This window comes from Caballeronia sp. BCC1704 (assembly GCF_902833455.1).
Lineage (GTDB): Bacteria > Pseudomonadota > Gammaproteobacteria > Burkholderiales > Burkholderiaceae > Caballeronia.
In genome coordinates, this window is the sequence record NZ_CADFFT010000002.1 from 548,148 (window position 1) to 561,089 (window position 12,942).

At 66.6% G+C, this 12,942-nt stretch carries 9 protein-coding genes; 5 read left to right on the forward strand and 4 right to left on the reverse strand.

The window, feature by feature from the left end:
* Positions 1 to 11: 11 nt before the first annotated feature.
* From HWX53_RS12175 to HWX53_RS12185, 3 genes are read right to left on the reverse strand one after another with little or no spacing between them, the layout of a single operon-like run.
* Positions 12 to 2,231 (reverse strand): xanthine dehydrogenase family protein molybdopterin-binding subunit, encoded by a 2,220-nt coding sequence (locus HWX53_RS12175; protein WP_175941080.1) that lies wholly within the window; start codon positions 2,229 to 2,231, stop codon positions 12 to 14.
* The gene (locus HWX53_RS12180; protein WP_175941081.1) at positions 2,228 to 3,229 is read right to left on the reverse strand and encodes a xanthine dehydrogenase family protein subunit M; all 1,002 of its coding nucleotides are present in this window, start codon (positions 3,227 to 3,229) and stop codon (positions 2,228 to 2,230) included. Before HWX53_RS12180 ends, HWX53_RS12175 begins: the two co-directional genes overlap by 4 nt.
* A 9-nt stretch (positions 3,230 to 3,238) precedes the next feature.
* Positions 3,239 to 3,943 carry a 2Fe-2S iron-sulfur cluster-binding protein gene (locus HWX53_RS12185; RefSeq protein WP_175941082.1) on the reverse strand — a complete coding sequence of 235 codons (705 nt, stop codon included), beginning with the start codon at positions 3,941 to 3,943 and terminating at the stop codon, positions 3,239 to 3,241.
* 404 nt (positions 3,944 to 4,347) lie between these two features.
* Between HWX53_RS12185 and HWX53_RS12190 the strand changes: the two genes are divergently transcribed.
* A complete protein-coding gene (locus tag HWX53_RS12190; protein ID WP_244140086.1) occupies positions 4,348 to 6,390 on the forward strand; it encodes a tetratricopeptide repeat protein in 2,043 nt (680 codons plus the stop codon).
* On the opposite strand, the gene HWX53_RS12195 is transcribed toward HWX53_RS12190, so the two are convergent.
* Positions 6,371 to 7,702, reverse strand: a complete 1,332-nt coding sequence (locus tag HWX53_RS12195) for a GNAT family N-acetyltransferase (protein WP_175941083.1) — start codon at positions 7,700 to 7,702, stop codon at positions 6,371 to 6,373. The genes HWX53_RS12190 and HWX53_RS12195 overlap by 20 nt on opposite strands.
* Before the next feature lie 112 nt (positions 7,703 to 7,814).
* Between HWX53_RS12195 and HWX53_RS12200 the strand changes: the two genes are divergently transcribed.
* From HWX53_RS12200 to HWX53_RS12215, 4 genes are all read left to right on the forward strand, one after another.
* Positions 7,815 to 8,213, forward strand: a complete 399-nt coding sequence (locus HWX53_RS12200; protein WP_175941084.1) for a GFA family protein — start codon at positions 7,815 to 7,817, stop codon at positions 8,211 to 8,213.
* A gap of 40 nt (positions 8,214 to 8,253) precedes the next feature.
* A complete protein-coding gene (locus tag HWX53_RS12205; RefSeq protein WP_244140087.1) occupies positions 8,254 to 9,168 on the forward strand; it encodes a DUF72 domain-containing protein in 915 nt (304 codons plus the stop codon).
* A gap of 256 nt (positions 9,169 to 9,424) precedes the next feature.
* Positions 9,425 to 11,026: a S53 family peptidase gene (locus HWX53_RS12210; protein WP_175941086.1), complete on the forward strand. Its 1,602-nt coding sequence runs from the start codon at positions 9,425 to 9,427 to the stop codon at positions 11,024 to 11,026.
* Positions 11,027 to 11,074: 48 nt separating this feature from the next.
* Positions 11,075 to 12,832 (forward strand): peptidase S1, encoded by a 1,758-nt coding sequence (locus HWX53_RS12215; protein ID WP_244140088.1) that lies wholly within the window; start codon positions 11,075 to 11,077, stop codon positions 12,830 to 12,832.
* Positions 12,833 to 12,942: the final 110 nt, after the last annotated feature.

Below are 12,942 nucleotides of genomic sequence, written 5' to 3' on the forward strand. Positions count from 1 at the left end.
TGATGCGCCGTTCAGGCGGTGCGTGGCATCACTTTGTCGAGCGTGATCGGCAGATCCCGCACGCGCACGCCGGTCGCGTGATACACCGCATTGCCGATCGCCCCGGCCACGCCCGTGATACCGATCTCGCCGATTCCCCGCACGCCCAGCGGATTGATAAACGGGTCCGGCTTGCCGACGAACGCGATGTCGATCTGCCCGATATCCGCGTTCACCGGCACGTGGTACTCCGCGAGATTGGCGTTGGTGTAGCGGCCATAGCGCGGATCGAGATCGCTCTTTTCCATCAGCGCCGAGCCGACGCCCCACACGATGCCGCCCATCAACTGGCTATGCGCGGTCTTTTCGTTGAGCAGATTGCCGACGTCGTACACGCCGACGATGCGCGGCACGCGAATCGTGCCCAACTCCGCATCGACGTGCACTTCCGCGAACACCGCGCCGAACGAGTGGAACGCGTACTCCTTCTTCTCGTCGCCGGGCTTCGTCGTCGCGATGGCTTCGATCGGCTTGCCGCCGTTGCGCGCGATCACGGCCGCCGCCGGATCGCGCTTGTCCGGGTTCGATCGGCTCACGACCCAGCCGTTGCTCACGGTCACGTCGTCGCGCGACAGTCCCGCGACGGGCGAGCCGCGGTCGGCGATCGCCATCGCGATGAGCTGATCGCGCGCCTGTCTGGAGGCCGCCTGCACCGCCGGCGACACGCTCGCGACCGACTGCGAGCCGCCCGAGCCGGGCGCCTTCGGCAGCGACGAATCGCCGAGCGCGAAGTTAACGTAGGCGGGCGGAAAGCCGAGCGCGTCCGCCGCCACTTGCGTCATCACGGTGTACGTGCCGGTGCCGAGATCCTGCGTGCCGGCGGCGACCATCGCGGTGCCGTCGGGCAGAATGCGCGCGATCGCAGACGATTCGCTGCGATTGGCCGGATACGTCGCCGTCGCCACGCCCCAGCCGATGAGCGTATTGCCCTCGCGCATCGACCGCGGCGCGGCGCGGCGCTTCGACCAGCCGAACTTCTGCGCGCCTTCCTGATAGCACTCCATCAGCGCCTTGCTGGACCACGGCTTCTTTTCCTGCGGCTCCATGTTCGCGTAGTTCTTGATGCGCAGCGCTAGCGGGTCCATCGCGAGCTGGTACGCCATTTCGTCCATCGCCGTTTCCAGCGCGAACGACCCGCTCATTTCGCCCGGCGCGCGCATGAAGGTCGGCGTGCCGACATCCAGCTTCACGAGCTTGTGCGACGTGGAAAGATTCGGCACCGCGTACGACATGCGCGTGACGATCGCCGAGCTTTCGGTCCAGTCCTCGAATGTCGATGTCGTCGATACGACGTCGTGGCGCATGCCGGTCATCGTGCCGTCCTCGCGCGCGCTGACCGCGATGCGCTGCTCGGTGAACGGCCGGTTGCCGACCATGCCGAACATCTGCGTGCGATCGAGCACGAGCTTGACCGGCCGCCCCGTGTGCTTCGCGGCCATCGCCGCCAGCACAACATGCGACCACACGGAGCCCTTGCAGCCGAAGCCGCCGCCGACGAACGGGCAGATCACGCGCACGTCGTCCTCCGGAATGCCGAAGAACTTCGCCACCGAACTGCGCGCGCCGGAGACGCCTTGCGTCGTGTCGTAGAGCGTGAGCTTCGGGCCGTCCCAGCGCGCGAGCGTCGCGTGCGGCTCCATCGGATTGTGATGCTCGATAGGCGTCGTGTAGACCGTGTTCAGCCGCGTCGGACCCTGACGCAGGCCGGCGTCCACGTCGCCACGCTGCGTCGTGATCGCGCGGCCCATCATCTTTTGCGGCTGATACGCCGTGGGCCTCGCGCGGTCGAAATCCGCGTTCGGCGTGGCGGCGTCATAGCGAATATCGACGAAACGCGCCGCGCCCTGCGCATGTTCGAGCGTATCCGCGACGACGACGGCCACCGGCTCGTTGCTGTAACGCACGTCGTTGGTTTGCAGGAGCGACAGGCCGCGAATCGCGGGCGGCTGCGCGTCGGGCTTGCCGCTGTGCGGCAGCCGCATCGCGTTGCGGTACGTCATCACGAAGAGCACGCCGGGCATGGACTGCGCGCGGCTCGCGTCGATCGACGCGATGCGGCCTTTCGCCACCGTGCTCGTGATGAGCACCGCGTGCGCGAGCTTGGCCTCGCTGTTGTCGCCGCAATAGCGCGCCTGGCCCGTGACCTTCAGCACGCCGTCCGTGCGATCCATCGGTTGACCGATGACACTCATGCGACACCTCCTGCGACGTTTCCTGCCTGTTGAACGGCGCGTACGATCGCCCGCTGCGCGAGCGTCACCTTGAACGCGTTATCGCGTCGCGGTTGCGCGCCCTGTACGGCGAGCGCGGCGGCGCTTTGCAGCGTGGCGGCGTCGAGCGTCTTGCCGACGAGCGCCGCCTCGGTCGCGCTCGCACGCCACGGTTTATGCGCGACGCCGCCGAGCGCGATGCGCGCGGTCCTGACCGTGTTGCCGTCCATCTGCAACGCGGCCGCCACTGAGACGAGCGCGAACGCGTAGCTCGCCCGATCGCGGATCTTCAGATACTTCGAGTGGTCGGCGAAGAGCGGCGGCGGCAGATCGACGGCGGTGATGAGCTCGCCCGGTTTTAGCGTCGTATCGAGGTCGGGCCGGTCGCCCGGCAGCCGATGAAACTCCGCGAACGGAATGACGCGCTCGCCGTTCGGGCCGGTCACGCGCACGACGGCATCGAGCGCGGCGAGCGCCACGCTCATGTCCGACGGATTCGTCGCGATGCACTGATTGCTCGCGCCGAGAATCGCGTGAATGCGCGTGTTGCCGTCGAGCGCGGCGCATCCGCTGCCCGGCGCGCGCTTGTTGCACTGGGGAAAGCCGGTGTCGTAGAAGTAATAGCAGCGCGTGCGCTGCATCAGATTGCCGCCGACGGTCGCCATGTTGCGCAGTTGCGCCGACGCGCCCGCGAGCAGCGCCTGCGAGAGCAGCGGATATCGCTCGCGCACCCACGTGTGATTGGCGGCGTCGCTGTTGCGCACGAGCGCGCCGATGCGCAAGCCGCCGTCCGGCAGCGGCGTCACGCCGCCGAGGCCGTCGATATGCGTGATATCGACGAGCCGCGCCGGGCGCGCGACGCCGTTCTTCATGAGATCGAGCAGGTTCGTGCCGCCGCCGATGAACACCGTGCCCGGCTGGCCGCCCGCCTGCACCGCCGAGCCGATGTCGGCGGCGCGCTGATAGGAGATCGCGTCCATGTCGTCTCCTTAACTGCGCGTCGAAGCGACGGTCTTCACCGCCGCGACGATGTTCGGGTACGCGCCGCAGCGGCAGATGTTGCCGCTCATGCGCTCGCGGATTTCGTCGTCCGAGAGTTGCGGCGGGCGAAAGCGCACGTCGGCGGTGGCGGCGCTCGCGTCGCCGTTGCGGTATTCGTCGATCAGCGCCGTCGCCGAGCACAGCTGACCCGGCGTGCAGTAGCCGCACTGGAAGGCGTCCTTTTCGATGAACGCCTGTTGCAGCGGGCTCAGGCTGTCGGGGGCGGGCGCGAGGCCCTCGACGGTCGTCACGCTTTCGCCCTCGTGCATGACGGCGAGCGTGAGACACGAATTGATGCGCCTGCCGCCGACGATGACCGTGCACGCGCCGCACTGGCCGCGGTCGCAGCCTTTCTTCGTGCCGGTGAGGCCCGCGTATTCACGCAACGCATCGAGTAGCGTGGTGCGCGCTTCGACCTGCAATTCGTACGGATGACCGTTGATGGTCAGCTTGACCGGCATGACCGGCGCGGCGGACGGCGGCATCGGCGTGGCTGCCTGCGCGTCCGCTTGCTGCGATCCGGCTTGCTGCGCCTGCGCAAGCGGCGTCGCAGTCACGGCCGCTGCCGCCGCGGCCGATTGAAGAAAGCGCCTGCGCGACGGCTTTTGCGCCGCGTCGTCGACGGGAGGTGAAGCTTTATTGACTGGAGACATGGCGAAAGAAGGCTCCTCGCTCGTTCGGAAGGGCGTCGTCCGGCTCGGGTCTTCGTGGGCTGATTGCTCGCGGCCGACGCGACTTTCGGCCGATGAGCGCCGGTGCCCGGGTCCGCGCGGCGCAAGGTGTCTGCGAGCCGAAGCGCAGTCGACTGTAAGGCGACCGAACGTTCGGCAATTCGCGACCGCATGGTTATGCAAGTCGGGTGCCACGGCTTGTCGCGCGGGCGTTCTGTCGTGGATTGGTCCGAGCGCCGCGCGTAAATCCTGCATCGGCGAGTAAATCCGCGTTCGCCTCGCGCTTGCCATCGTTTCGGTATTTGTCAGGAACGAGGCCGCACTTTGTGACGTTTTCTCGGCTGCGCACGTCGCACAATCGCGTGAAGTCCGCTCCGAATTCGTCCATGACAGCCGACGCCGATCGCTATCACGCCGCCTTTTCCCACTATTCGAACGCCCGCTTCGACGACGCGCTCGCGCTGCTCGCGTCGATGCTTGCGCGCTGTCCCGCGACGAGCGAAGTGCTGAACCTCGCGGCGATGTGCGCGTTCCGTGCCGATCGTCACGAACTGGCCGATGCTTATTGGCAACGCGCGATGGAGGAGCACCCGAACGACGCGGGTTCGTACAGCAACTTCGCGAGCGCGCTGACGGCGCGCGGCCGCCTGAGCGACGCGCAGGCGCTCTATCGCCGGGCGATCGAACTGCGGCCGGATTTCGTCGAAGCGCATTACAACCTCGCGAACGTGTCGCAGAAGCTCGGCCATAACGACGAAGCCGAAGCGTCCTTCCGAGAGGCGCTGCGCCTGAAACCGGATTTTGCGGAAGCGCATCTGAACCTGGCGGCGCTGCTCGCGCACGCGCGCCGCCTGCCCGAAGCGGAGGCGGCGTATCGGCAGGCGCTGGCCGCGCGGCCCGGCTACGCGGAAGCGCACAACAACCTCGGCAATCTGCTGAAAGACGCCGGCCGGTTCGATGAAGCCGTGGCGCACCTTCGGCAGGCCGTCGCCGCTCGTCCGGACTGGGCGGACGCGCATTTCAATCTCGGCAACGCGCACAGCGCGCAGGGATCGCTCGGCGATGCCCGCAGCGCCTACCGGAACGCCCTCGCGCTGCGTCCGGATTTCGCCGGCGCGCTGAACAACCTCGGCGGCGTGCTGGACGCGCTCGGCAGCCTGAAGGATGCCGAAGCGGCGTATCGGCGGGTGCTTGCCATCGAGCCGGATTCGGCGGACGCGCACTGCAATCTGGCGAACGTGATTTACCGCGATGTCGCGCTCGGCCGTCGCGAGCGGCTGGCGGAAGCCGAAGCGTCGTATCGCCGGGCGCTGGCGCTTCGGCCGGGCTTTGGCGCCGCGTTGATCAATCTCGGCAATCTGCTGCGCGAGGACAACGCGCGTTCGGCGGAGGCGCAGGCCGTGTTCCGCGAGGCGCTGCGCGTCGATCCCGAATCGGCCGATGCCCGGCTCAATCTCGCGACGACGCTCCTGCGTGCGGGAGACTTCGAGCAAGGTTGGACATGCTTCGAAGCCCGCTACGACGCGCGTCTCTCGCAGCGTTCGGTTCTTCCGCCGCAGGTGCCGTATCCGCAATGGCGCGGCGAACCGCTCGCGGGCAAGTCGCTGCTCGTGGTCACGGAGCAGGGCTTCGGCGACAGCATCCAGTTCATTCGCTATCTGCCGATGCTGAAGGCGCAAGGCGCGGCAAAGCTGACGGTCGTGTGCCCCCCGGCGCTCGCGGCGCTGCTCGAATCCGCCGATGGCGTCGTGCAATGCGTAACCCCCGATGCGCTCGCCGCGCTGCCGCGGCACGACTACTGGTGCTTTCTGATGAGCCTGCCCGCGCTCGCCGGCACGACGCTGGACACGATTCCCCGCGCGACGCCTTATCTGCACGCGAGCGCATCGCGCATCGAGTATTGGAAGCGCCGCTTGCCGGATATGCCGAAGATCGGCATCGCATGGTCGGGCGAGCCCCGCCCGTGGATGCCGGACTCGTTCGGCGCGCTCAGCCGCCGCTGGCTCGACGCGCGTCTGTGCGAGCCGCTTTTCGCCACGCCCGGCGTGACGTTCGTGAGCCTGCAAAAAGGGCCGACCGCGCGCGCCCAGCTTGCCGCGCTGCCCGGCCGGCTGCGCCCGCTCGAGCTGATGCACGACGTCGCCGATTTCGCCGATACGGCCGCGATCATCGCGTCACTGGACCTCGTGATTTCCGTCGATACGGCGGTCGCGCATCTGGCCGGCGCGCTCGGCAAGCCGGTGTGGATACTCCTGTGCGCGAACGCCTGCTGGCGCTGGCTCGAGGACCGCGACGACTCGCCGTGGTACCCAACCGCGCGGCTTTTCCGCCAGCGCGCGCCGGGTCAGTGGATCGAGGTGATCGAGCGCGTCGTCGATGCGTTGACCGGGTGGCGGCGCCCGGAAGGCGTCACGCCTCGCTCTCCATGATCCGGTCGATCCAGCGCGCGTTCTCGCCCGCCGATCCGATGCCCGCGTGCTTGGCCATCGGCACGAAGAAATGCGTGGCGATCGGCAGCTTCGACGTTTCGAGCCAGCTCGTCAGATGCGCTTCCAGCCGCCGCGCGGGCGCCCGCAGTTCCTCGCGCAGCACCGGCGGCAGCTTCTCGAAGTGGCGCATGTCCGTTTGATACGGCTCGGGCGCGACGCACAGCGCGTTCGGGCGGCCCTCGACATCGGCGGGAAGGCGCTCCAGCGCCTGATGCAACAGCGCGACCCCGAGCCCTTCGCCACGCCACGGCTTACGCACTTCCCACTTGCTGATGTAGATCACGCGGTGCGTGCTGTAGATTTCGCAGAGCCGCTCGTGCCCGAGCGCTTCCGTCGATGCCAGCGCGAGCGAGAGCATTTCGCCCGAATAGGTGTCGAGCGTGTAGACGAGGTCGGCGCTCTTCGTGAGCGGCGGCACCTTCACGAGCTTCAGTTCGACCGCGGCCGCGACGATATCGCTGCCCGCTTCGTGAAAGACGGCGAACGCGGTGCCGAGCCGCTCGTCGTCGACTTGCGGATACTCGTGGCGATACGTCATCGTGAAGAGCAGCGGGCCGATTTTCTCGCGATACGCGAGCGGGCGGTCCACGTCGTAGTCGTCGGTGCCTTGCAGGCCGTACGGGTCGTAGTCCCGCTTTTCGCGGCGCTCGCCGCTTTCCAGCGATGACGCGAGCGCGGCGAGCGGCCGGCGCGATTCCGGCACGAGATCTTCCGGCAGCCCTTCCCACGAAAGGCGCAGGAATTCGCGTCCGCCACGGTAATGCGCCTCGAACAGCGACGCCACCGGCTGGCTCGCGACCGGATCGAGGATGCGCTGGGCGCATTCGAGCGCGCGGTCGAGCAACTGATCGGCTTCGGCGGGATCGGGCGCGAGCGGCGGTTCGTCGGCTTGCGGCGTGGCGGGCAATCCTTGCGCGACGCGCGCCTTGTGCGCCAGTTCGAGCCACTCGTCCGCGGCGCGCTCGGCGATGAAGCCCGCCGCGATCCGGTAGCCCGTCAGCACGACCGACTGTCCGGTATCGCCGAGCGGGAACACGTACTCGTCCGACATCGCTTCATCCACGGTGACGGAGACGAAGGTCTCGCGCGGCAGCGGCGCGTTGGCCGCCGCGTCGAAACGGGCGTGGGACAGGACATGCGCGGCGAGGTCGGACGCGGCGGGACCGAATTCCGAACCCGGCCCGGGAAGCAGCTTCAGAAGAGGTAAGGCGATAGAGGTGCCGGTGGTGCCGATGGTGCCCGAGGTGCTCATGAGTGCCGTCTCCGATCGTGAACGGCTATCGTAACAAACCGTGCCACTTCACGAGAGCGGGCGCAGGACGTGCTTCTCGCTCGACACTTCGACCCGGTGGTGGAGAAACGCCATGAACAGCGAGATTCACGAAGGCGGTTGCGCGTGCGGCGCGTTTCGCTTTCGCGCGAAGGGCACGCCGCGGCGCGTCGCGCTGTGTCACTGCATGACCTGCCGGCGCGTGCACGGCTCGGCGTTCGGTGCGTACGCGATCTTTCCCCGCGATCAGGTGGAAATGAGCGGCGCGCTCAAAACGTGGGAAAGCTCGGAAGACGGGCGGCGTCATTTTTGTCCGGTGTGCGGATCGGTGGCGTATATGGAATTCGTGAGCCGCCCGGAAGTGGATCTGCCGCTCGGCGCATTCGATGAAACCGGCCTCTTCGAGCCGACCTACGAGCTCTGGTGCGTGCACCGCGAGCCGTGGCTGCCGAGCGGCGCGCGCCCGGAATATGCCGAGGAACGGACGGCATGATCGCGCGCCGCCGCTGCTTGCGTCCCAAAAGGTGAGCGCCATGCCGGGACGGGAGGGACACATTCGCATCGGCATTTCGGGCTGGCGTTATGCCGGCTGGCGCGGCGTGTTCTATCCGAAGAAGCTCGCGCAGGCGCGCGAACTCGAATTCGCGTCGCGCGCGGTGCAGACGGTCGAAATCAACGGATCGCATTATTCGCTGCAAAGCTTATCGAGCTGGCGCGCCTGGCACGAGGCCACGCCAGACGGCTTCATTTTCAGCGTGAAAGGGCCGCGCTATCTGACCCACATGCTGCGCTTTCGCGATGAAACGGCGATTCCCGCCATCGCCAATTTCTTCGCTTCGGGCGTGCTCGCGCTCGACGAGAAACTCGGGCCTTTCCTGTGGCAGTTTCCGCCGAACTTCAGTTTCAAGCCCGAATCGTTCGAACGGTTTCTCGAACTCTTGCCGAAGGACACGCAAGCCGCCGCCGCGCTCGCCCAGCAGCACGACACGCGCGTGAAAGAGCCGTGGTTCGAGGCGCGGCGCAAGCGGGCGCTGCGCCATGCCATCGAAATCCGCCATCCGAGCTTCTGCACCGATGCCTTCGTGCGGCTTCTGCGTAAGTACGGGGCGGCGCTGGTCGTATCGGACTCCGTGGCGGACTGGCCGTATGCCGAAGACCTCACGTCCGACTTCATGTATCTGCGGCTGCACGGCACGGAAACGCTCTACGGCGGCGCCTATTCCGACGACGCGCTCGACGGCTGGACGCGGCGCATCCAGCGATGGGCGGCGGGCGGGCAGGTCGAGGACGCGCGGCTCATTTCGACGGCGGCGGCGCGCCGCCGCGCATCGCGCGACGTGTACTGCTACTTCGACAACGACCAGAAAGTGCAAGCGCCTTTCGATGCCCGCCGCCTGATGGAACGTCTCGGCGTGAAACCGGAAAGCGGCGGCCGAAGCGAACTGTAAGCCGGCCGCATCGAGCTATTTCGTGTCCGAATCGAACGGGACACGGATTGTCCCGCCGGAACTGCATTCTTCACTCAACGGTCCGACCCACTGCATCGATTGCATTCGCGTCAGGAAAATAAGACGATAAGCGGCGGGCTTCGCGCGAAAGAAAAAGCGTTGAAAAAGCGATGAGCGAGGCATGCGCGCCGGATGCGCGACAAGCGGCAGGATCGAGAACCTTTGACCTTCAAAGCCTACGAGGAGCATCGATACCATGGCGAAGCAACCGGTTAGCGGCAGCGACAAAACCCATCCCGAGGGCGCGAAGTGCGTCGGCGCGTGCGACCTCGGCGAGCAGATCGAAGTCATCGTCATGCTGCGGCGCAAGGACGAAGCGGGCTTTCGCCAGATGATGGCGCGCATCGACGCGGGCGATGCCCCCGCGCAGTCCGTCACGCGAGACGAATTCGACAAGCGCTTCGGCGCATCCCAGGACGATGTCGAAAAAATCAAGAAGTTTGCCGCAGAGAACGGCCTGACCGTCGTGCGCGCCGAGCCGAGCACGCGCAGCGTCGTGCTCAAGGGCAGCATCGAGCAGTTCCAGAAGGCGTTCGACGTGAAGCTCGAACGCTTCCAGCATCACAACATCGGCGAGTATCGCGGGCGCAGCGGCCCGGTGAACGTGCCGGACGATATCCACGACGCCGTCACCGCCGTGCTCGGCCTCGACAGCCGGCCGCAGGCGCGCCCGCATTTCCGCTTCCGTCCGCCGTTCAAGCCGGCGCGCGGCGTCACGCCGGCATCGTTTTCGCCCGTCGATCTCGCCGCTCTCTACGACTTCCCCGAAGGCGACGGCGCGGGCCAGTGCATTGCGATCATCGAACTCGGCGGCGGCTATCGCGACACGGATCTGTCCGCGTACTTCTCGAAGCTCGGCGTGAAGTCGCCGAAAGTCGTGTCGGTGAGCGTCGACAACGCGAAGAACGCGCCGACCGGCAATCCGAACGGGCCGGACGGCGAAGTGACGCTCGATATCGAGATCGCGGGAGCCATCGCGCCCGGCGCGCGCATCGCGGTGTACTTCGCGCCGAACAGCGACGCCGGTTTCGTCGATGCCGTCAACCGCGCGATCCACGACAACACGAACAAGCCGTCCGTCGTGTCGATCAGCTGGGGCGGGCCGGAGGCCAACTGGACTTCGCAATCCATCAACGCGTTCAACGACGTGCTGCAAAGCGCCGCCGCGCTCGGCGTGACAGTGTGCGCGGCCGCGGGCGACAGCGGATCGTCGGACGGCGTGGGCGACGGCTCGAATCACGTCGATTTCCCGGCGTCCAGCCCGTATGTGCTCGGCTGCGGCGGCACGAGCCTCGCGGCGTCGGCGCAGTCCATCACGCATGAAGTGGTGTGGAACGACGGCGATCAGGGCGGCTCGGGCGGCGGCGGCGTCAGCGCGGTCTTTGCGCTGCCCGCGTGGCAGAAGGGCCTGGGCGTCGCGCACACGGGCGGCAAGCACACGCCGCTTTCGAAGCGCGGCGTGCCCGACGTGGCCGGCGACGCATCGCCACAAACCGGCTACGAGGTCGTGATCGACGGCGAGGAAACCGTCGTCGGCGGCACGAGCGCCGTCGCGCCGCTGTGGGCCGCGCTGATCGCGCGGATCAACGCCATCAACGGCGCGCCGAGCGGCTTCGTCAATCCGAAGCTGTACAAGGCGAAGACCGCGTTTCGCGATATCACGCAGGGCAACAACGGCAGCTTTGCGGCATCGGCGGGATGGGATGCATGCACGGGTCTAGGCAGCCCGGACGGCGGAAAAATCGCGGCCGCGCTCACGCCCGCGAGCGGTCAGGCACAGCAGTCGAGCAAGAGTTGAGGGACAACAGTGAACAACAACCACGACGACGATTCTGGAGCGACCACGATGAACTCCGATCCACTGACAACGAAGACGATTCACGGCCACGCCGGCACGGGCGTCGCGCCCGATGCGGGCGCCATCGCGCCCCGGCCGGACGAGGCGAGCGAGCCTGCCGCCGGCGAACGGGCGGCGAAAACACCCGCCAGGAGCACAGGCAAGAAAGACCAGCCGTATTTCGATCCGGTCGCCTACGGCAACGGCCCCGACGATTCGGTCGAAGCCACCGAAGCCGACGAGAACGCCGCGATCACGCATCACACGGCGACCATCGGCGGCGAGAAGATCGCGTACACGGCGACTGTCGGCCATCTGGTGACCGTGGACCCGAGCAGCTCGAAGCCGGACGCGAAGATGTTCTACGTCGCGTTCACGAAGGACGGCGCGAAGGAGGAAGAGCGCCCGCTTACGTTCTTCTACAACGGCGGGCCGGGCTCGTCGTCGGTGTTCGTGCTGCTCGGTTCGTTCGCGCCGCGCCGCATCAAGACGGCCATGCCGAGTTTTACGCCGCCCGCGCCGTACGAAATGGAGGACAACCCGGACAGCCTGCTCGACAAGAGCGACCTGATCTTCATCAACCCGGTCGGCACCGGCTATTCGGCGGCGATCGCGCCGAACAAGAACCGCGATTTCTGGGGCGTCGATCAGGACGCGAATTCGATCAAGCAGTTCATCAAGCGTTATCTGACGAAAAACAACCGCTGGAATTCGCCGAAGTTTCTGTTCGGCGAATCGTACGGCACGGCGCGCAGTTGCGTGCTCGCGTACCGGCTGCACGAAGACGGCGTCGATCTGAACGGCATCACGCTGCAATCGTCGATTCTCGACTACCGGCAGGCGGGCAATCCGGTGGGCGCGCTGCCGACCGCCGCCGCCGATGCGTGGTACCACAAGAAACTCGGCGTGCATCCGACGCCGACGAACCTGCTGAACTTCATGGAGGAAGTCGCGGAATTCGCGCGCACGGATTATCTCAACGCGCTGCGCAAGTTCCCGCAGACGGACGACGAAGTGGTCGAAAAGCTCGCGGAATACACGGGTATCGACAAGGTGACGCTGCTCGCGTGGAGCCTCGACATCGCCGCCTACGACAGCCGGGGCAACTCGCTGTTCCTGACGACGCTGCTCAAGTCGAAAGGCGAGTCGCTCGGCTCCTACGATGGCCGCGTGACGGCGGTATCGACGGGTATCGCGGGCAAGATCGATCCGAACAGCGGCGGCAACGACCCGACGATGACGGCGGTGAGCGGCGTGTACACGGCGATGTGGAACAGTTATCTGAACGAACAGTTGAAGTTCACGTCCACGTCGTCGTTCACGGACCTCAACGATCAGGCGTTCATCAACTGGGACTTCAAGCACACCGATCCGACCGGCGAGGAAAAGGGCGTCGATGCGAAGGGCAACGTCGTGCTGTACACGGCGGGCGATCTGGCTGCGGTCATGGCGCTGAACGTGGATCTGAAGGTGCTGGCCGCAAACGGCATGTACGACTTCGTGACGCCGTTCTACCAGACCATTCTCGATCTTCAGCAGATGCCGCTCATCGACAAGACCGTGCGGCAGAACCTTTCGGCGACGTTCTATCCGTCGGGACACATGGTCTATCTCGACGGCGGTTCACGCACGCAGCTGAAGGCGGATCTCGCGAAGATGTACAGCGAAGCGACGTCGAACCATGCGGCGATGAGCCGGATCATCGCGCTGCAGAAGGTCACGGCGGACAAGGCGGGCAAGGCGCTTTCGCCGGAGAACGCGCAGTAAGACGGCGCGTGCCGTTTCGGGTATCGCAACGGCACGCGCGAACGTGTCAAAGGCGCGTCGGCTGTCCGATTGGCGCGTCCTGCGCTTTCTGACACACTAGCTGCACCGCT

Coding starts and splice junctions, on each gene's coding strand:
- HWX53_RS12175 (WP_175941080.1), bottom strand. CDS start 2,231: ATGAGTGTCATCGGTCAACCGATGGATCGCACGGACGGCGTGCTGAAG.
- HWX53_RS12180 (WP_175941081.1), bottom strand. CDS start 3,229: ATGGACGCGATCTCCTATCAGCGCGCCGCCGACATCGGCTCGGCGGTG.
- HWX53_RS12185 (WP_175941082.1), bottom strand. CDS start 3,943: ATGTCTCCAGTCAATAAAGCTTCACCTCCCGTCGACGACGCGGCGCAA.
- HWX53_RS12190 (WP_244140086.1), top strand. CDS start 4,348: ATGACAGCCGACGCCGATCGCTATCACGCCGCCTTTTCCCACTATTCG.
- HWX53_RS12195 (WP_175941083.1), bottom strand. CDS start 7,702: ATGAGCACCTCGGGCACCATCGGCACCACCGGCACCTCTATCGCCTTA.
- HWX53_RS12200 (WP_175941084.1), top strand. CDS start 7,815: ATGAACAGCGAGATTCACGAAGGCGGTTGCGCGTGCGGCGCGTTTCGC.
- HWX53_RS12205 (WP_244140087.1), top strand. CDS start 8,254: ATGCCGGGACGGGAGGGACACATTCGCATCGGCATTTCGGGCTGGCGT.
- HWX53_RS12210 (WP_175941086.1), top strand. CDS start 9,425: ATGGCGAAGCAACCGGTTAGCGGCAGCGACAAAACCCATCCCGAGGGC.
- HWX53_RS12215 (WP_244140088.1), top strand. CDS start 11,075: ATGAACTCCGATCCACTGACAACGAAGACGATTCACGGCCACGCCGGC.